The organism is Gabonibacter chumensis, from assembly GCF_024741215.1.
Lineage (GTDB): Bacteria > Bacteroidota > Bacteroidia > Bacteroidales > Marinifilaceae > Gabonibacter > Gabonibacter massiliensis.
In genome coordinates, this window is sequence record NZ_JANSKB010000002.1 from 129,379 (window position 1) to 149,176 (window position 19,798).

The following is a 19,798-nucleotide window of genomic DNA, read 5'->3' on the forward strand; positions in this document are numbered from 1 at the left end:
CATATCGTCACATTAAAAACTCGAACCGAGACATTTTGTTCCTGATTTTACCAAAATTTTGACACGATTCGGCGATCCTGTTTTTGTTATTCATCATATAACCGGAAAAAATAGAAAAAAGTGGTATTTATACCCTATTTTAAAGTATTGAAATGCTTTAATTTTGTACACGGAAAGAAATGTACTAATTCATGGGTAAAAAACTATGACACGTTATCAACTGGAATCATCATGTTGCGGAACAACGTTCGAGGACAAACAATGGGAGTTGGATTGTCCGCATAAAGACGGAGCTGCTTTAATTTTTGCTAATTACGCGAAGAATCAATTGGAGGTGAGGAGTGATCTGCCGGGTATCTATAAATACGCTAATTGGTTACCGATTTGTCGGACTTTGGATGGTTCCGGAGCTCCGGTGACCTATCGGAGCGAAGGGTTGGCCGAATACTTGGGGTTATCGAATCTTTATATTACGTTTAACGGTTACTGGCCGGAAAAAGGAGCACAGATGAATACCGGTTCTTTTAAAGAGTGTGAGGCTTATGCTGTTTGCGCTCGAACGAATCGGAACGGGGGAAAGGTGATGGTGGTGGCTTCTGCCGGAAATACGGCTCGTGCTTTCGGTCGAGTGTGTTCCGACAACCATATCCCTTTGCTTTTGTGTGTACCTGAGGATAATTTGGATGCTATTTGGGCGGATAAACCGTGGAATAATTGTGTTAAATTGATCTGCACGGAATCGGGAAGTGATTATTTCGATTCAATACGCCTCTCTAATATTGTTTGTGAGTTGGAGGATTTTTATCCGGAAGGGGGAGCTAAGAATGTTGCTCGTCGCGACGGTATGGGAACTACCGTACTCTCTGCCGTGTTGGAAATCGGTAGGATTCCCGATTACTATTTTCAAGCGGTAGGTAGTGGAACCGGTGCTATCGCTGCTTGGGAAGCGAACAAAAGATTTATAAGAGACGGTCGTTTCGGAAAAAATCTGATGAAGTTGATGGTTTCCCAGAATATTCCGTTCACTCCCATATATGATGCTTGGAGGGCGGACTCCCGGGAGATGTTACCTTTGGATGAAAACGTTGCTCGCGGACAGGTGGAAGAGATGTGTGCCAAGGTACTTTCCAACAGGAAGCCCCCTTACTCTTTGAAGGGTGGTTTATATGATGCTTTAAAAGCGACAGGCGGAGATGTATTGTTGGCATCCAATGAAGAAGCTTTTGAGGCAAAAGCCATTTTTGAGAAATTGGAAGGGATAGATATAGAACCTGCGGCCGCGGTGGCTACGGCAACTTTAATTCAAGCCGTGCGTGACAAGAGAGTGGAGAATGAAGCTGTCATTATGTTGAATATTACGGGAGGAGGAATCGGACGTTACAAGCAGGAGCATGCGCTTGTTTTGCAAAAGCCGGATATTGTTTTCCCGATTGACGCGAATGCTTCCGATGTAAAAAAGAGAGTATCCGAATTGCTGTTTTAAAGGAGTAAGATATTGTCTGTAAATATATTGAAAGATATTCAAAAGAGGCCTTTTTTGAATATCTTTTTTTTATAATTTTGAAAATCATAAAACACATAGAAGGAACAAGTAGAAATATAAGATATGAATCGGGTACAAGTTGACGATTGGAGGAGAAAGGTGAGAGAGATCGTTCGTAATGTTAAGAATTTATCGGATCTTGATTATCATTATGCCGTGTTGAGACGAGATCGTCAACATCGATTTATTATCGTGGAGGTGTTACAAAAATCTTTATCCGTATTGATCGTTTCCATCAATCGTTTTTTGAAGGATGCTTGTAACGTTTCGGCTTCTGCGCTGACTTTTTATTCCATCCTTTCTTTCATTCCAATTGTTGCTCTGGCTTTTGCGATAGCCAAGGGGTTCGGGGTAGGGACTTCGTTGGAAGAGTTGATCAAAGGACAGTTTTCCAATAACGAGAGTCTGGCTTCCACGATAGTGGAGTATGCCAACAGTGCTCTTGCCAATGCCAAAGGTGGGGTCGTTACGGGTTTTGGAATTGTTATCCTTCTCTGGTCCGTTATCAAGGTACTGAACAGTACAGAGCTGACTATGAATCGGATCTGGGGAATTCGTAAAGGGCGAAGTATACGTCGGATGTTTACGGATTACCTGTCGATTATTTTTATTGTTCCGATACTGATTATCTTAATCAGTAGTTTGAATGTTTTTATGGGAACCGATTTGAAATCGGAATTTCCTGTTTTAGGAGATTACCTGTTGCGTTTGTTCAAGTTTTTACCTTATCTGTTGGTATGGATGTTATTTATATTTTTGTACATGTTTATGCCTGCGGCGCCTGTAAAATTCAAACATGCTTTTATTGCCGGAATGGTTGCCGGGACTGTTTACCAGATAGTGCAATGGTTTTACATCCGTTTTCAGATAGGAGTGACTTCTTATAATGCCATATACGGAAGTTTGGCTGCTTTGCCCTTACTGCTGGTGTGGTTACAGTTAAGCTGGTGTGTTGTCCTGTGGGGAACGGAATTGTGTTATATTTTGAGGAATCGGCATTTTATGTATAAAAACGAGTTGATCGGGGATACGGGTTGGATGGAGACGATGGAACATGCCATCCGGGTCGTAAAATACGTGGCTAAAGTATACGTGAACAACGAGGGAGGTCCCAGTTTGACGATGATTAACAAAGAGATGAAGATGAACACCGGAAAATTGAGATTAGTGCTGGAGGAGTTGATAGATCGCCATATACTTGTGGTAGCCAAAGAGGATGACGATTACTATTACTACCCCGCTTCTGATTTCCACAGGCTTTCCGTGGCGGAAATCATCCTGAACCTTTCGAGGGTAGAGGAGAGTAAAGATCGGGAGTGGAAAGAACAGTTTTCGAAAGCGATACGTGCAGAGTTCACGGCGAATAAATTAGCATGAATTTGTGTATGTGATAAAATTTGTATATATTGTCGGTCAAATATATATTCAGATATGAGGAAAAAAGTCGAATTAGAGTATCTTTTCTCATCATCGGTAAAGGTTTTATTCTCTCGTCTCAGTACCGCTGCTGGATTATCCGAGTGGTTTTCTGATGATGTGAAATATAAAGGTGATCTCTTTACATTTGTGTGGGATGGTGTTGAAAGACAAGCTAAGTTGGTGGACATGAAGAAAAATGTGTTTGTAAGGTTTGCGTGGGAGGATGCGGAAGAGCCTGATGAATACCTCGAGTTTTCGCTTCATGTGGAGCCTCTGACAGAAGAAGTGGCTTTGATTATTACTGATTTTGTGGATAGTGATGAGGAAGCGGATGAAGTTGAGTTATGGAATAAACAGATTGAAATGCTCCATCGCACGATTGGGGCTTGACAGGTGATAAAAGGAAAAATAGAAAAGTAGTGGGGATGGACGGTTATTTTTTTATCTTTGTGAATCTTTTAAGGGGCGTATCGGATAGAAAAATGAATGAATCAAAATAAGGTGCCTAAGATGAAGAAGCTACACCTGTTCGTGTTAAAAAGTTTTATTGGTCCGTTTGTGGCCACCTTTTTCATCAGTATGTTCGTACTGATCATGCAATTTTTATGGCGGTATATCGATGATCTTGTGGGAAAAGGATTAGAGTGGAGTGTTATTGCTCACTTGTTGTTTTACGTTTCTATGACATTGGTACCTATGGGATTGCCGTTGGCTGTTTTGTTAGCCTCTATTATGACTTTCGGGAGTTTAGGTGAAAATTACGAGTTGACGGCCTTAAAAGCTGCAGGAATTTCTTTGTACCGGATCATGCAGCCTTTGATCGTATTGATCGTTATCTTAACCGTAGCGGCTTTTTTCTTTTCGAATAATGTGTTGCCTTACGCTAACTTGAAAGCGGGGAGTCTTCTGTATGATATAAAACGCCAGAAACCGGAATTGTCCTTGAAAGAGGGGGTATTTATAAACGATATCGAGAATTATAGTATCAAGGTGGATAAGATAGATAAGGAGACGGGAATGATGTATAACATGATGATTTATAATCATACCGGTTTAGCTAAAAATTACGAGGTGACCATTGCCGATTCCGGACGCATGGAGGCGAGTCCCGACGGAAGCTATATGGAGGTGGAGCTTTTCCATGGCAATACAAGTACAGATGAGGGGTTGAAGTCGAATAACCGGGCTACATTTCCTTTTCGGCGTGTAGACTTTGATAAACAGTATTTTTCTATTCCTTTGTCAGGGAATGAATTTTCGCGGACAAATGAAGATAACTTCAGAGGTGGATACAATATGTTGAGTATCAAACAACTCGAGGTAGCGATAGATTCGTTGCAAACGGGGTTGAAATCCCGTAAGGAGATGGATGCCGACCGGATGTTGTCTACTAATTATATAAAACAACGGGTAAGAAGCGCCAAGCGGGACAGTGTTTTGCGCGAGGAAACGGAAGGTAAGATACAGGACCTGGATAGTTTATATGCCTCTTTCGACGCGAAAGAACAGAAAAGAATGTTGGAGGAAGCTTTGGGGTTCGCTCGCGCTGCTAAACAATTTCATTGGAACGATTTGAGTTATCTTTCCTCCCGGGAAGAGACGATTCGGAGACATCAGATCGAATGGCATAGAAAATTTACTCTTTCATTTGCCTGTTTTATCTTTTTTTTCATAGGAGCTCCATTGGGAGGAATTATCCGTAAAGGGGGATTAGGTATGCCGGTTGTAGTCTCTATTTTTTTGTTTATTGTCTATTATATTATTTGGATGATGGGTGAAAGGGCGGCCAGAGAAGGAGTATTGGAGCCTTGGCAAGGGATGTGGATCTCTTCTTTGGTGCTTTTGCCGTTAGGTGCGTTCCTGACCTATACGGCCATGACCGATTCTGCAGTAATGAGCACGGAAGCCTATGCGAATTTTGTAAAGAAAATCGTGGGATTTTTTAAAAAGAAGAAAAATGCATAAGTTGAGAATTGTGTATATGGGAACTCCTGAATTTGCGGTTCTTCCCTTGCAAAGATTAATGGAAGCAGGACATCAGATCGTCGGGGTCGTAACCAATCCGGATAAACCGGCGGGACGGGGACAAAAACTTCAGGAATCGGCTGTAAAGAAATATGCCGTGGCTCATCGTTTGCCTGTATTGCAACCGGAACGTTTTCGGGACCCCTCTTTTTTAGAGCAACTGCGGAGTTTGCGGGCCGATTTGCAGTTTGTGGTAGCCTTTAAGATGTTGCCTGAGATCGTATGGAATATGCCTCCATTCGGAACCGTGAATTTGCATGCCTCCTTGTTGCCGGATTACCGTGGAGCTGCTCCTATCAATTGGGCTATAATGAACGGAGAACATGATAGCGGGGTATCTACTTTTTTGTTGAAACACGAGGTTGATACGGGAAATATCATTTTTCAGCAGAAAGTGAAAATCGGTGAGGAAATGACGGCCGGGGAGTTACACGATTGTCTAATGGAGGTAGGTGCGGATTTGCTTTTAAAGACCGCTGAGGCCATAGCTGAAGGGTGTTATCCTTTAACGGATCAGACGACGTTGTTGCAGGGACGGGAACCCAAACAAGCTCCGAAGATTTTTAAGGAGGATATGAAAATAAATTGGTCCTGGAGTGTGGAACGGATTTATAATCATATACGGGGACTCTCTCCTTTTCCTGCAGCGTGGACAGAATTACGCCATAAGGTTACGGGTGAGGTCATATCGGTAAAATTATTTAAAGCGGAACGGAAATTACTGGAACATACTTTTCCGGTAACTCTCGATACGGATGGTAAAGATTTTATCCGGATCTATGTGAAGGGGGGGTATATCGAAGTGAAAGAGTTGCAGCTTTCCGGGAAGAAACGAATGACGACCGAAGCATTCTTGAGGGGATTTCGTATGGCGGATTATCTGTTATAAATCAGATCGGTAGAACCGGGTCGGTGTGACAATGAGACGAATAATGGAAAGCCGGAAGTTGTGGATACTTATTGTAGTGATAGGAGGAGCGTTTGTCGCCTTTTGGTGTTCGTTTTTACCGGATCCGTTGTTTACGGTTCCTTATTCCACTGTGGTCTTAGATCGGGAAGGAGAAGTGATGGGAATTACCGTTGCGGACGACGGCCAATACCGGATACGGGGAAAGAGTAGCATTTCCGAAAAATACGTAACAGCCCTGTTGAGTTTTGAAGATAACTGTTTTTTGTCGCATCGGGGCGTCGATCCCTTTGCAATTGCTCGGGCTTTGTGGTTGAATATAAAAAACGGTTCTATCGTGAGCGGAGGGAGTACTTTAACCATGCAGGTTGTCCGTTTGGCTCGTCGTAATCCTCCTCGTACGATTCCTGAAAAGATAATTGAGATGTTGTTGGCCGTTCGGTTAGAACAGAGTTACACGAAATGGGAAATATTGAATTTATACGCGGCACATGCACCTTTCGGAAGTAATATCGTGGGATTGGAAGCTGCGGCTTTGAAATACTTTAATCGCAAACCAAACGAGTTAAGCTGGGCTGAGGCCTGTTTGTTAGCCGTACTGCCCAATGCTCCGGCTTTAATATTTCCCGGGAAGAATATGCCTCTTTTGAAGAAGAAAAGAGACGATTTATTACGTAGATTATACCGGAAGGGAAAGCTCGATTGGGAGGATCTGGAGTTGGCGATAGCAGAACCTTTGCCTGAAAAAATATATAACACGGAATGTATTGTTCCTCATGTATTGACAAAAGCTTATAAATACCGTAGGGGAGAAGTAAGTCGAACGACAATCGATGCAGGATTGCAAGGTCGGGTAAACGAGATTGTTAAACGGCATATCGATATTTTGAAGCACAATCATATTTACAATGCAGCGGTGTTGGTGGGGCATATACCTTCGGGAGAGGTCAGGGCTTACGTGGGGAATAGTCCCAAGGTAAGAGAAAACGGCGGTAATCAGGTGGATATCATTACTTCCAACCGGAGTTCCGGAAGTATATTGAAGCCGGCTTTATACGCGTTAATGCAGTATTCCGGTGATATTTTGCCAAAAACTTTATTGTCGGACATCCCTTCCCGCTTTGGAGGGTATGTACCCTCTAATTTTAACAAAGAATTTCAGGGAGTCGTGCCCGCCGATCAGGCTTTGGCCATGTCTTTGAATATACCCTTCGTGCGTTTGCTTCGAAGGTATGGGGTCGAACATTTTTATGATAACCTGAAACGAATGGGTATCACGACATTGTATCGGGAGCCGGATCATTACGGCTTAAGTCTGATCTTGGGAGGAGCTGAGTGCTCTTTATGGGATATATGCAATTTGTACGGGGGAATGGCTTCTATCCTGCATCATTATAATACGGATGATGGTAGCTATTATACCGGCGAGTTTGCTCGATTGCATTTGTGGTCGGATAGACCTTCGGTACAGAAAGAGGGAAGGTGTGAGGTCTTGAATGCTGCTTCTGTCTGGTTGACATTTCAGGCGTTGCAGAACGTGGAAAGACCGGATATGGAGGTGGGTTGGAAAAATTTTGCTTCGTCGATGGCATTATCTTGGAAAACAGGTACCAGTTTCGGTTTTCGCGATGCCTGGGCGGTAGGCGTGACGCCGGATTATGTTGTCGGGGTTTGGGTAGGGAATGCTGACGGAGAAGGTCGTGCCGGTTTGATCGGGGTGCGAACTGCAGCTCCCGTTCTATTCGAGGTTGCAGCCTTATTGCGGAGTTCAGCCCGGTTTTATAAACCGCAGGAGGAGATGATGCCTGTTGTTACGTGTCGTAAAAGCGGTTACCGGGCATCCGATGTATGTCCGGAAGTTGATACCGTGTGGATCAACGAAAACGGAATGAAAACCGTCCTGTGTCCATACCATCGATTGATTCATTTAGATCGGACGGGGACTTTTCGGGTTGATGCTGATTGTGAACCCGTGCACCGAATGAAAACGGTACCCTGGTTCGTACTTTCTCCGGCTCAGGAGTGGTATTACTCCCAGACTCATGCGGATTATCTCCGGATGCCTCCCAAGCGAGGAGATTGTAAGTCGGAGGATGAAGTGATGGAGATGATCTACCCGCAAAGAGGGTTAAGGGTTTTTATTCCTAAGGATTTGGGAGGAAAATCCTTAGGGGTCGTTTTCGAGATCGCTCACCGGGAACCTTCGATGAAAGTGTATTGGCACATCGATGACGAATACGTTGGAATGACTCGTAACCGACACCAGATAGAAATTAATGTAACTTCCGGTTATCATGTCCTATATTTGGTCGATGCGATTGGAAATACTTTGCGTCAACCTTTTTATGTCGTAAAAGGTGACGAAAATTTATGATATTGTAAAAAATAAAACGGGCTATGTCGAGAAAAAGGGGCCCGTTTTATTTTACGGGGATTCTATTATTTCCTGTTTACATCCCTGGAATTTGCCTGAGCGGTAGGCATAATCAAGATGTCGTTTAGGCATACATGAGCGGGGCGCGTGACCGCGAATACGATTGTATCCGCTATATCCTCTCCTGTCAGAGGGGTCATCCCGTTGTATACGTTTTGAGCTGCCTTTTCGTCTCCTTTGTAACGTACGATGGAAAACTCCGTTTCAACCATTCCCGGTGCTATATTGGTTACTTTGATGTTGTGTTTTAGCATGTCGGTCCGCATTGCTTTAGACAAAGCGTCTACGGCATGCTTGGTAGCACAATATACATTCCCTCCGGGGTATACTTCTTTCCCCGCTACAGAGGCTAAGTTTACAATATGTCCTTTTTGATTCTTTATCATAAGGGGTGCAATTTCACGGGTAACATAAAGCAGACCTTTTATATTCGTATCGATCATTCTTTCCCAATCCTCCACCAAACCGTCTTGAATAGGACTGGTCCCTACGGCAAGTCCGGCGTTGTTCACGAGTACATCTATATTTTTCCATGCTTCCGGTAAAGAGGAAATGGCTTGTTTTACTTCCATCTGATTCCGGACATCAAGATGGAGCGATATTATTTGAACACCTTTCTTTTGCAATTCTTTTTCCAAAGCGTGTAAACGATCGCTTCTCCGTCCGGTAATAATAAGATCGAAACCTGTTTCTGCTAATTTTACGGCGGTTGCTTTTCCAATCCCGGAAGTGGCTCCGGTGATTAATGCTATTTTATTCATGATATATTGTATATATTTGTTTTAATTATGCGAAGGTATGATTTTTTTAAAGTTTTGTGAAAGTTTCTCGTTATAAAATATTTATTTTCGTGTCTTCGCTATTTGGGTTATTTATAAGATAATTTATGTATAAAGAGGTAGAATTGAGGGTAACACCGGAAGAGGCTTGTGACAAGGAAAAGATACTCTATTGGTTGGTGAGAGCGTTGCATGTGGAGCGTGTACGGATTAAGCATACCGAGGTGATTAAAAAGTCTATCGATGCGCGACAAAGGAGAGTGATGATGCAGTTAAAGCTGGGGGTCTTTATCGATGAAGTGGAGCAGCGTGAACGCCAGTTTATACCGATGTACAAGGACGTGTCGAAAGCTCGTCCTGTCGTTGTGGTGGGAGCCGGCCCCGCCGGTCTTTTTGCTGCCTTGAGGTTGATTGAAAAAGGTTTGCGTCCGATCGTGTTGGAGAGAGGAAAAAGTGTGGAAGAACGGAAGAAGGATTTGAATCAGCTTTATAAGACCGGATCGGTAAATATGGATTCTAACTATGGATTTGGAGAAGGGGGAGCCGGTACCTTTTCGGATGGTAAATTATTCACTCGTTCCAAGAAACGGGGAAATGTGAATCGTATATTGGAGATTTTAGTATATCATGGTGCTTCTGAGTCTATATTGATTGATGCTCATCCTCATATCGGGACGGATAAACTACCCGGAGTAATTGTTAATATTCGTAAAACCATAGAACGATACGGCGGAGAAGTGCGTTTTAATAGCCGTGTAAAGGATATTTTGATCGAGGAGAATAAGATGAAGGGGGTTTTGGTTGACGAGGGTGAGGTATTGGCAGACCGGGTTATTTTGGCAACGGGACATTCCGCTCGGGATGTGTATCGCATGTTGCAGGCTCGTTCTGTTTTAATGCTCACCAAAGAATTTGCCGTCGGACTTCGTTTGGAACATCCTCAAGAGGTCATAGACCGGATTCAATATCATAATCCTGCCGGTCGCGGTGATTTTTTGCCGGCTGCAGAGTATAGTTTCGTGACTAATATCGACGGTCGAGGAGTTTACTCTTTTTGTATGTGTCCTGGCGGTGTTGTTGTTCCCGCTTGTACGGGACCCGAACAACAGGTAGTGAACGGAATGTCTTCTTCGGGCCGAAATACGGCTTGGGCGAACTCTGCTATTGTCACTTCCATTGGGGAAGAAGAGTTGAAAGAGTTGCGGTATACCGGCCTTTTTGGAGGTATGGAGTTTCAGAGCGATTTAGAATATCGTGCTTGGGAAGAGGGAGGGGGAAAATTAGTAGCTCCCGCCCAGCGGTTGACTCACTTTATGACGAATAAAGAGAGTGTTTCGTTTCCTAAATCTTCTTATAAACCCGGATTACGGCCAACTTTATTCAGGGAATGGCTTCCTTCACCGGTATATCGACGTTTGCTTGCCGGTTTGGAACAGTTCGGGCGAAAATCCCGGGGATTTATTCATGAAGATGCCCTTCTTTTGGGTGTTGAAACCAGAACATCGGCTCCGGTCAGAATTCCCAGATTGCCTGGACGGATGGTCCATCCGGAGATTGAAGGTCTTTATCCTTGCGGAGAGGGGGCGGGGTATGCCGGGGGAATCGTATCTGCAGCTATGGACGGGGAGGGATGTGTAGATACATTTGCTCTCTAAATAGAGCGATTTTAGTATATATTAACAGGTTAACACTAAAAGTCTTTTGTTTTTTTATCAGAAAATTTGTATTCCTGCGGAAATTACCTACATTTGTCAAAACATAAAGATTATATTATTATTCTAATCCTAAAATTTTTTGTTATGAACAAAGCTCAGTTAATAGATGCGATTGCAGTAAAAGCAGGTTTAAGTAAAGCAGATTCCAAAAAAGCTTTGGAAGCTTTTGTCGAAACAGTTGGTCAATCTTTGAAAAATGACGAAAAGGTTGCGTTAGTAGGTTTCGGTTCATTCTCTGTATCGGAGAGAAGTGCCCGGAGTGGAAGAAATCCTCAAACTGGTAAAACAATTCAGATTCCTGCAAAGAAAGTGGTAAGATTTAAAGCTGGTGCAGAATTGGCAGAAAGCTTATAATTATTGAGAACCATAAAAAGAAGGGTGTTGGATTCAGCACCCTTTTTTTGTTTTAGAGTGGAAAAATATATGCATACGGTCAAAGAACAAGTAGAGTATTTAAGTCGGTTTGTGACAGATTACCGGAACGATTTGTTCCGGCGTTTGAGCATGGAGCGTACGAGTTACCTGACAGTCGTTTTGGAAGATTTGTATCAGCAGCATAATTGTAGTGCCGTTTTACGTTCGTGTGATTGTTTTGGCGTTCAAAATATTCATGTGATTGAAAATGAGAATAAATTTGAGGATAATTCCGAGATTTCCATGGGGGCTATGGAGTGGTTGACCTTGCATCGTTACCGTAATACAGGGGATAACACGATGTCGGCTATCCGGGCATTGAGAGAGCAAGGTTATCGGATCGTGGCTACGACGCCTCATGAAAAAGATCAGTTGATTGATGATATGGATCTGCATAAAGGGAAAATGGCTTTTTTCTTCGGAACGGAATTGACGGGTTTATCTGATAAGGTGTTGGCTGAAGCGGATGAGTTTGTGAAGGTTCCTATTTACGGTTTTACGGAAAGTTATAACGTTAGCGTATGTGCGGCGTTACTGATGTACAGTGTCGTGCAAAGGCTTAGAAAGAGTGATATCGAATGGCGTATGTCGGAAGAGGAACGTTGCCGGGTTTTGTTTACTTGGTATAAACATGCTGTTAAAGCTTCCGCTCAAATATTGGAACGTTTTAATTCTTAATAATCTATAGTGGAGTATGCCAACAAAAAACAGAGATGAGCGTATATTTGTAATTCATTATTAAGTAAGGTAGCATGAAAGCATTTGAGTTTTTTTCCGAGCAATTTGACGATATAAAGATACTACGTTATGAGGTCCCTGCTTTTGAGACATTACCTCTGAAAGAAAAATTATTTGTCTATTACTTGAGTCGGGCAGCCATTGCCGGGCGTGATATATTGTGGGATCAGAATAATAAATACAATCTTAGGATTCGAAAAGTATTAGAGAAAATATTAACGGAGTACAAGGGAGATCGATCTTGCGAGGAGTACCGGTCTTTTGTGATCTATGCCAAAAAAGTTTTTTTTGCCAATGGTATTCACCATCACTATTCCATGGAGAAGTTTACTCCTCCTTTCTCCGAATGCTATTTCCGGTTATTGTTGAAAGATGTCGGATTGGAAAATGAATTTCAGGGATTGCAGCGAATTATTTTCGATTCCGCGTACATGTCTAAACGGGTTGTGTTGGACGAAGGAAAGGATTTGATTCAGGCGTCGGCTAATCATTATTACGAAGGGGTGACCCAGAGAGAGGTCGAACATTTTTACGGAGCTATGAAAGGCTCGGAGAAACATCCGGTGAGTTACGGCTTGAATTCGACGTTAGTAAAAAACAGTAAGGGGGAGCTGGAAGAAGAAGTTTGGTATGTGAATGGAAAATACGGGGAAATTATCGGACGTATTGTGAAATATTTGCAGAAAGCTTTAGCGTATGTCGGTAACGAGCAGCAGCATAAGGTCGTTGAAAAACTGATTGAATTTTACCGGACGGGAGATTTGGCTACTTTTGACGTTTATTCCATCGAATGGTTGAAAGAACATCGGGCTCGAATAGATTTTATCAACGGTTTTATCGAGGTTTATGGAGATCCGTTGGCCTATAAAGCGAGTTGGGAGTCTGTTGTGCAAATCGTGGACGAGGAGGCGTGCGAACGTACGCGTAAATTGGCCGAACATGCCCTTTGGTTTGAACAACATGCGCCTATTGACGACCGTTTCAAAAAAACAGAGGTTTCTGGAATAACAGCTCGGGTAATGCAGGTGGCCATGTTAGGAGGGGATTGTCATCCGGCTACCCCTATCGGGATTAATCTGCCGAATGCCGAGTGGATTCGCGAACGGTACGGCAGTAAATCCGTCACGTTGGATAATATTACTTATGCTTATCATATGGCTTCTTTGGGATCCGGAGTGGTGGATGAGTTTACCTGTTCCGACGAGGAAAAAATGTTGGCTAAGGAATACGGTTATCAGGGGAGTAACGTGCATACGGACCTGCACGAATGTTTAGGACACGGTTCCGGTAAGATGTTACCGGGAGTCGGACAGGAGGCTTTGAAAAATTACTATTCAACGATAGAGGAGACACGAGCTGATTTATTCGCTCTTTATTATATTATGGATCCCCAATTGGTAGAGTTGGGAATTATTCCTTCCTTGGAGGTGGCTAAAAGCGAGTATTGCAGTTACATTCGTAACGGCTTGCTCGTACAATTGACCCGGGTAAAGTTAGGGAGTAATTTGGAAGAGTCGCATATGCGTAATCGTCAGTTGATTGCTTCGTGGGTGTACGAACAAGGAAAAGCGGATGGGGTGATTGAAAAAATAAAAAAGGAAGGGAAGACTTATTTTGTGATCCGGGATTTCGATGCTTTGCGCGTTTTGTTCGGGAAGTTGTTGGCGGAGATACAGCGGGTAAAATCGGAAGGTGATTACGAGGGGGCTAAATATCTCGTGGAGAGGTACGGGGTTGTCATTGACCGGGATTTGCATCGGGAGGTTTTGGAGCGTTATCAGAAATTGAATGTGGCTCCTTATGCAGGTTTTATCAATCCGGAATACACGTTGGTGGAGGAAGAGGGAAAGATCACGGATGTAACTGTTGATTACCCGGACGATTTTCTGTCACAGATGTTGAGATACGGTATGGACAACGAAAAAGCGCTGTCCTGAGAAGTAAGAGACAGCGCTTCGATAGAAAGGTTTGAAAGGTTTGGGTGTTTAATCGGTAACTTTATTTTTGAACGTAATAGTTGCGTAAGAAGTCGATATTTTAATTTTGGCTCTCGGATTTGATGTTCTTCCGATATATCCTGTAGTCTGTAGGGGATAGGGATTTTGGGAATTATGGCTCCGAGCGGCATGATTTATTTCTAACCCGTTTAGAACGATATTTCCGTAAGGTGCCGAGAGGTCGATTTTTGTATTGTGTTTTTGATTGATGCCCAGAGTCACCTTGGAATGCATCGCATCGATGTCTATGGATGAGAAGTTGGGAGAAATCGTATCGATCGAAACCGTACAATACTGCAATCTGGTACCTTCGAATTTTTGCTCGAGTTGTCGAATGTCGATGCTCGTCCATAGGGTACTGAAACCGAAATTTACGGTGTTGACTCTTCCCAGTTTTAATTGACTGTATTTCGTTGATATTACTTGAAGATTGTTAATTATATTTGAAAATAGAGAAGTATAGTAACCGGTTAATTTAAGATCGGGTAATTGGTCAATGCGAGCTTCACCTCTTTTCATGTTCAGCTCCATACTTCCGGATTTCAGAATCTGTATAATTCCGAAGTTTATAGTGATTTTATTGTTATCTCCTTCCAGACGGTGGGCGTATATGTTCCCGTGCTCAAGTTCGATCTCTATGGGCTTTGAAACATAATCCAATTGTATATTCCCGTATTTATTTTTTAGATGAAGGTAGGTCGATGTGGGAACGTTGACCAGATAATGTACGGTGGTGCTGCTCCCTTTGCTGTTCTCGCTCGGACTGGTCGCGAAAGTTGTTGTAGCGAAGATCTTATCATCGGATTGTTCGAGTTTTACACTGGTCCGCTTGAGCATCTCTTCTGCCGTTTTTTGATTCTTGCCCCTACAGATGATTTGTATGGCAAATTCCACCTCATCTTTATCCCATTCCTGGATGGCAAGAGTGCCGTATTTGTTATCGATTTGCAGATGGGTTTCTCCGGTTGTTTTGAATCGTTTTTCAATCGTTCGTTTTTCAACCCTGTCCCTGGCATTTACGGTGCCGATGAAGAATAACAGTATAAAGCCTGTCAGTAAAATAGATTTTGTTTTCATAATGATAGCGGTTAATATTTAATTGGGTTCATGACTTTTGCAAGAATCTCTTGTATGGATTGTAATGATTTTATATGCAAGTTATAGCATTGAACGATTTGTGCAATGTGTTCCTCGTGTGACATCAGCGTGACCTCTTTTTCCAGTTTGTCGGATTCTTTCTTCATTTTCTGGATGTCCTCTAACAAACGTTGGCGTTCGGATTCGTCCATATCGCTTGCTTGTTGTTCGATTTTTTCAATCTCTTCTTCCAGTTGTTGACAATAATAAGCTGCAACTTCCGCAATGGATTCCTGAGAATCATCGATAGGCTGGAGGAAATAAAAATGATGCGCTAAAAAAAACAATATCATGCCGGCAGCAACCGTACTTACGGTTATCCATCTGGTGCGGAGTTTTCTTTTGCATTTCCGGTGAAGCTCCAAACGTTGTTCAAAACGTTCGAAATGCCCGGGAGTAGGCAAGGCTCCGTCGCAATTTTCTTTAAGTTTTTTAATTTGTTCATCCAACGAATGACTCATAGTAATGATTCTTTTTAATTAATTCGATTAATTTCTGTTTCGCTCTGACAAATTGAGAGCGGACCGTGGAAGGAGAGAGTTCCAATTGATTTGCAATCTCGTTGTAATCGAAACCTTCGATAAGATGCAAATTAAGTATCATCCGGTATCCCTGGGGAAGTTGTTGCATCACCCGGTGGATAACCTCTAATTGTAACTCTGTCTCTCCCTTGTTTTCCTCTTCCTCTTCGCAACAATCTGTTGTTTCCGTTATCTCCACAAACCGGATTTTTCGTTTCCGGCATAAATCGATAGCATGATTGATCGCGATTCTTTTGAGGATTCTTTCCATATTTTCTGCTTCTCCTTCGTAATTTTCTATTTTGTCGAGAACCTTTAAGAAGGTCTCTTGCATGACTTCCTCCGACTCTTGAGGATTTCTCAAGATACGAAGACAACTGTTATAAACACTTTTATAGAACAGTGAATAAAATTCCAGTTGGGCCCGTTTTTCCCGTTTTCGACAGCGTTGTAATATTGTTTTGTAATCGCTCATATCGTGCTCTTCTGTCTATATGACGTCAAATAGAAAAATTTGCTGCATCGAAATGGAATTTTTTTGTAAAAAAAATCTGTGCTTTCTTAGAAAGCACAGATTTGTAAATATTAAATATCTTACTATTAATGTCTTGCACGAGATTTGATAATTTCAAAAAAATCAGAAGCTTTTAGAGAAGCACCTCCGATTAATCCTCCGTCTACATCGGGTTGGGAAAAAATCTCGTCTGCATTTTTAGGATTGCAACTTCCTCCGTAAAGGATAGAGGTTTCGTCGGCAATGCTTTCCCCGTATTTCTCTTTGATAACGGAGCGAATGAAGGCATGCATCTCCTGAGCTTGATCCGGAGACGCCGTCTTACCGGTTCCGATCGCCCATACCGGCTCGTATGCTATAACTACATGCGAGAATTGTTCGGGGGTGAGATTGAATAACCCTTCGGTTAATTGCTGTTTCACGATCTCGAAATGTTTGTTACTTTCTCTCTCTTCGAGTACTTCTCCGACACAGAAAATAATATTCAATTTGCTATCTAAGGCTTGAGCTACTTTTTTTACCAATACGGGACTGGTTTCACCGTAATAAGATCTTCTTTCGGAATGTCCCAAAATGACATGTTTGGCTCCTGTCGAAGCAATCATGTCGGCAGATATTTCACCCGTGTATGCTCCGGCTTTTTCCGTGGCGCAGTTTTGAGCTGAAACCGAAATACTGGGTTCTGTCAGATTATTGGCTACCTTTGCCAGATGAATGAAAGGAGTACCTAAAATGACAGTTACACCTTCTGCGCCCTCTTTGAAACGTACATAGTCGTTTACCTCTCTTGCCAATTCGATACCTTCGGCAAAGGTTTTGTTCATTTTCCAGTTGCCTGCTACGATTTTCTTTCTCATATCTTTAATTTAATATTTTGAAATGTGTATGATCTGCCTTTTTTCTTTTTTTTCCGAGAAATAGGAAATACATTACAAAGAAAAGAAGGATTAAGGAGTAAACCAAATATTTAGACTTTAATTCTTGTTGTTTGTAGACACAGAATGCTGTCAGATCCTTATTTTTTAATTCATCGGTTTGGGGAATATCATTTTTTGACCATTTACCTAAAATGGTTCCTTTGTTCAATAAAATAAGGCCCGGATTGGAACGGATCATGGTCTTTAACTGGATCTCGTCGGCCGTACAAAAGTCGTAGGGAACCTTATAACGGTTCTTGTAGGTTCGGACTTCTTCTTGAGAGGAGGAGGTCAATCCGTAGAAGCGGTAGCCTTGCTCCCGGGCATACCGGGCCAATTCGTTAATTGCCTCCTGGTGTTTTGCGGAACTCAGGTTGATGTTGTGGTGGACAGCTAAAAAGGTATAGTTATTGTTTTGCAGAACTTCTTCTGTAATCTCTCCTAAATCGGGATGATCGATAAGCAGGTCGTGAATGGGAGGAGTGTATCCTTTTTTTACCAAACGTTCGGAAGAGCTATGGTATTCCCAGGTAAGGGTGTCTTGCCACGGATAATTTTGTTCCGTAAACGGTTTGATCTCGCCTGTTTGTTTATTTTTGTATTTCAGAATAACTTCGTATTGATCCGGTTCTGTTCCTTCCGGTAACAGCATACCTTCCGCTATGTTTTTTCCGACGGCGTAAGGACGGAAATCCAATATGGGAAGATACAAGTAACAATGCAATGAAAGAAAGAGCATCATTCCTCCTGATAACAAAAGGAGAGAGAGTTGCTTAAACCAGTGAAGCGAAGAGTGAAATCGTTTTCTATTTAGAAATAGTGTGAGGGTTAAAAGGAGGAGAATGGTATTTTTCCAAAATGTTGCCCAATTGCTTAACACGATCGCATCTCCGAAACAACCACAGTCGCTGACCGGGTTTGTTAAGGCCAGAACGAGAGTTAGCGGGGTGAATATTCCCATGAAGATAAGGGCTCCTTTTATAGCCCATCGCGTGCATGCGTTGAATAGTAATGCCGTACCCACTAAAAATTCTGCGAGAGATAATACGAAGGAGAGAAAAAGAGAGCATGTGCTTGCCCACCCGATTCCAAAAGCATTGAAATAGTCCGTGAATTTGTACATCGATCCTAAAGGATCGATACCTTTTACAAATCCGGAATAGATAAATACAATTCCAACGATGATTCTGCAACAGTTTCGAATAATTTTCATATCTCTTTTTCAACAACAAGGCGAATCAGACCGAATACGGCATAGTTGATCATGTCGTAATAGTTCGCATCTATTCCTTCCGAGATAATGGTATTTCCTTGATGATCCTCAATTTGTTTCGTACGGTTTATTTTCATCAGGATCAAATCGGTATAGGAACTGATACGCATTGCTCTCCAGGCTTCATCGTAATCATGGTTTTTGTCTAACATTAATGCTTTCGCCTTTTGGAAATAGGCTTGATAAAGCCGGAGTATCTCTTCCTGAGAGGTACGATTCCCCGGACCTAACTCCAGCTGAATAAGTCCCATGATAGCATAGTTTATAATACCAATGAATTCGGGAACGATACCCTCGTTTACTTTCGAGATTCCTTTTTGCTCGATACTGCGAATTCGGTTGGCCTTAATATATATTTGATCCGTGATGGATGTCGGTCTGAGAATTCTCCAGGCTGTTCCATAGTCTTGCATTTTTTTTACAAAAATATCTTGACAGGTATCTATCACTCTATCATATTGTTGGGCTGTATCCGGCATCTTCGTTCTATTTTTTAAATTATGATATTAAAAAAACTAATTGTTATTTTGATGTGTAAAAATAGGGACAATAGTTGAAAGTTGAAAACGGAAAGCTGAAAATTAGCATGAGTATGAAAAAATTAATTGAAATCGGCGATCGGAAGTTGAATTTGGCAGAACCTGTGGTAATGGGGATTTTGAACGTAACTCCCGATTCTTTTTATGACGGAGGAAAATACCTTAGCGAAGTACGGGTGATCGAGCGGATAAATACGATTGTGGAGGAGGGAGCGTCGATTATTGATGTGGGAGCTTATTCCACTCGCCCGGGAGCTGCTTTCGTAGATGAGAAGGAAGAGTTGTCTCGATTGAGTTTTGCCGTAGAACTGATTCGTAAGTATCATCCGGAACTTCCTGTTTCTATTGATACTTTTCGGGCGAATGTGGCTAAAGAGATCTTTCATTGCCTTGGGCCGGTCATCGTGAATGATATTTCCGGAGGTACGATGGATGATCGTATGTTTGAGGCGATAGCGGAGATGAATGTACCTTATGTTTTGATGCATATTCAGGGAACGCCTCAAGACATGCAAAAAAATCCTCATTATGAGGATGTCGTTCGGGAGGTTTATGATTTTCTGGCCGGGCGAATTAAGCGATTGAATGATTTGGGATTTGACAAGATTATAGTGGATCAGGGATTTGGTTTCGGAAAAACGGTAGCTCACAATTATCAATTGATGGATAAGATGGAGATCTTTTTGGAGTTGGGATATCCCTTGTTGGTGGGCGTTTCCCGTAAGTCTATGATATGTCGCCTATTGGACGTTACGCCCCAAGAAGCTTTGAACGGAACGACTGTATTGAATACCGTCTCTCTTTTAAAGGGAGCGAACATCTTACGTGTACATGATGTCCGGGAAGCGGTGGAGGCTATTCGTATCGTTGACGCAATGCATTTTCGATCAATAGAATAGATCGATTTTCGTATTTTCTCGTAAATG

Annotated in this window: 18 protein-coding genes; 11 read left to right on the plus strand and 7 right to left on the minus strand. The window is 42.3% G+C overall.

Annotated elements, in window-relative coordinates:
* The first annotated feature begins 205 nt into the window (after positions 1–205).
* The 6 genes from NVS78_RS07115 (at position 206) to pbpC (ending at position 8,268) form a co-directional block, all read left to right on the plus strand.
* Positions 206–1,483: a cysteate synthase gene (locus NVS78_RS07115; protein WP_286358567.1), complete on the plus strand. Its 1,278-nt coding sequence runs from the start codon at positions 206–208 to the stop codon at positions 1,481–1,483.
* 123 nt (positions 1,484–1,606) lie between these two features.
* Entirely contained in the window at positions 1,607–2,920 is a 1,314-nt protein-coding gene (locus NVS78_RS07120; protein ID WP_286358568.1) for a YihY/virulence factor BrkB family protein, read from the plus strand.
* 54 nt (positions 2,921–2,974) lie between these two features.
* The gene (locus NVS78_RS07125; protein ID WP_286358569.1) at positions 2,975–3,352 is read left to right on the plus strand and encodes an START-like domain-containing protein; all 378 of its coding nucleotides are present in this window, start codon (positions 2,975–2,977) and stop codon (positions 3,350–3,352) included.
* A 120-nt stretch (positions 3,353–3,472) separates the two neighbouring features.
* On the plus strand, positions 3,473–4,927 hold the full coding sequence (locus NVS78_RS07130) for an LptF/LptG family permease (protein ID WP_286358570.1): 1,455 nt from the start codon (positions 3,473–3,475) through the stop codon (positions 4,925–4,927).
* Positions 4,920–5,876, plus strand: a complete 957-nt coding sequence (gene fmt / locus NVS78_RS07135; RefSeq protein ID WP_286358571.1) for a methionyl-tRNA formyltransferase — start codon at positions 4,920–4,922, stop codon at positions 5,874–5,876. Before NVS78_RS07130 ends, fmt begins: the two co-directional genes overlap by 8 nt.
* A gap of 31 nt (positions 5,877–5,907) precedes the next feature.
* Positions 5,908–8,268, plus strand: a complete 2,361-nt coding sequence (pbpC, locus tag NVS78_RS07140) for a penicillin-binding protein 1C (protein ID WP_286358987.1) — start codon at positions 5,908–5,910, stop codon at positions 8,266–8,268.
* Between the two features lie 65 nt (positions 8,269–8,333).
* On the opposite strand, the gene NVS78_RS07145 is transcribed toward pbpC, so the two are convergent.
* Positions 8,334–9,089 (minus strand): SDR family NAD(P)-dependent oxidoreductase, encoded by a 756-nt coding sequence (locus NVS78_RS07145; protein WP_286358572.1) that lies wholly within the window; start codon positions 9,087–9,089, stop codon positions 8,334–8,336.
* Between the two features lie 125 nt (positions 9,090–9,214).
* Here NVS78_RS07145 and NVS78_RS07150 point away from each other — a divergent pair, with 125 nt between their 5' ends.
* The 4 genes from NVS78_RS07150 (at position 9,215) to NVS78_RS07165 (ending at position 13,911) form a co-directional block, all read left to right on the plus strand.
* Entirely contained in the window at positions 9,215–10,762 is a 1,548-nt protein-coding gene (locus NVS78_RS07150) for an NAD(P)/FAD-dependent oxidoreductase (protein ID WP_286358573.1), read from the plus strand.
* 144 nt (positions 10,763–10,906) lie between these two features.
* On the plus strand, positions 10,907–11,176 hold the full coding sequence (locus NVS78_RS07155) for an HU family DNA-binding protein (RefSeq protein WP_041503955.1): 270 nt from the start codon (positions 10,907–10,909) through the stop codon (positions 11,174–11,176).
* A 69-nt stretch (positions 11,177–11,245) separates the two neighbouring features.
* Complete coding sequence (locus NVS78_RS07160) at positions 11,246–11,914, plus strand: TrmH family RNA methyltransferase (RefSeq protein ID WP_286358574.1); 669 nt, start codon at positions 11,246–11,248, stop codon at positions 11,912–11,914.
* 74 nt (positions 11,915–11,988) lie between these two features.
* Positions 11,989–13,911 carry a dipeptidyl peptidase 3 gene (locus NVS78_RS07165; RefSeq protein ID WP_286358575.1) on the plus strand — a complete coding sequence of 641 codons (1,923 nt, stop codon included), beginning with the start codon at positions 11,989–11,991 and terminating at the stop codon, positions 13,909–13,911.
* Between the two features lie 48 nt (positions 13,912–13,959).
* On the opposite strand, the gene NVS78_RS07170 is transcribed toward NVS78_RS07165, so the two are convergent.
* From NVS78_RS07170 to NVS78_RS07195, 6 genes are all read right to left on the minus strand, one after another.
* Positions 13,960–15,048, minus strand: coding sequence for a hypothetical protein (locus tag NVS78_RS07170; RefSeq protein ID WP_286358576.1), 1,089 nt, complete (start codon positions 15,046–15,048; stop codon positions 13,960–13,962).
* 11 nt (positions 15,049–15,059) lie between these two features.
* Complete coding sequence (locus NVS78_RS07175) at positions 15,060–15,569, minus strand: hypothetical protein (RefSeq protein ID WP_286358577.1); 510 nt, start codon at positions 15,567–15,569, stop codon at positions 15,060–15,062.
* Entirely contained in the window at positions 15,550–16,104 is a 555-nt protein-coding gene (locus NVS78_RS07180; RefSeq protein ID WP_286358578.1) for an RNA polymerase sigma factor, read from the minus strand. Before NVS78_RS07180 ends, NVS78_RS07175 begins: the two co-directional genes overlap by 20 nt.
* Positions 16,105–16,229: 125 nt before the next feature.
* Entirely contained in the window at positions 16,230–17,000 is a 771-nt protein-coding gene (tpiA, locus tag NVS78_RS07185; RefSeq protein WP_286358579.1) for a triose-phosphate isomerase, read from the minus strand.
* A gap of 4 nt (positions 17,001–17,004) precedes the next feature.
* Complete coding sequence (locus tag NVS78_RS07190; protein ID WP_286358580.1) at positions 17,005–18,273, minus strand: BT_3928 family protein; 1,269 nt, start codon at positions 18,271–18,273, stop codon at positions 17,005–17,007.
* Positions 18,270–18,812, minus strand: coding sequence for a DUF1599 domain-containing protein (locus NVS78_RS07195; protein WP_286358581.1), 543 nt, complete (start codon positions 18,810–18,812; stop codon positions 18,270–18,272). The genes NVS78_RS07190 and NVS78_RS07195 overlap by 4 nt, the downstream gene beginning before the upstream one ends.
* Positions 18,813–18,925: 113 nt before the next feature.
* On the opposite strand from NVS78_RS07195, the gene folP reads away from it, so the two are divergent.
* A complete protein-coding gene (folP, locus tag NVS78_RS07200) occupies positions 18,926–19,771 on the plus strand; it encodes a dihydropteroate synthase (protein ID WP_286358582.1) in 846 nt (281 codons plus the stop codon).
* Positions 19,772–19,798 lie beyond the last annotated feature (27 nt).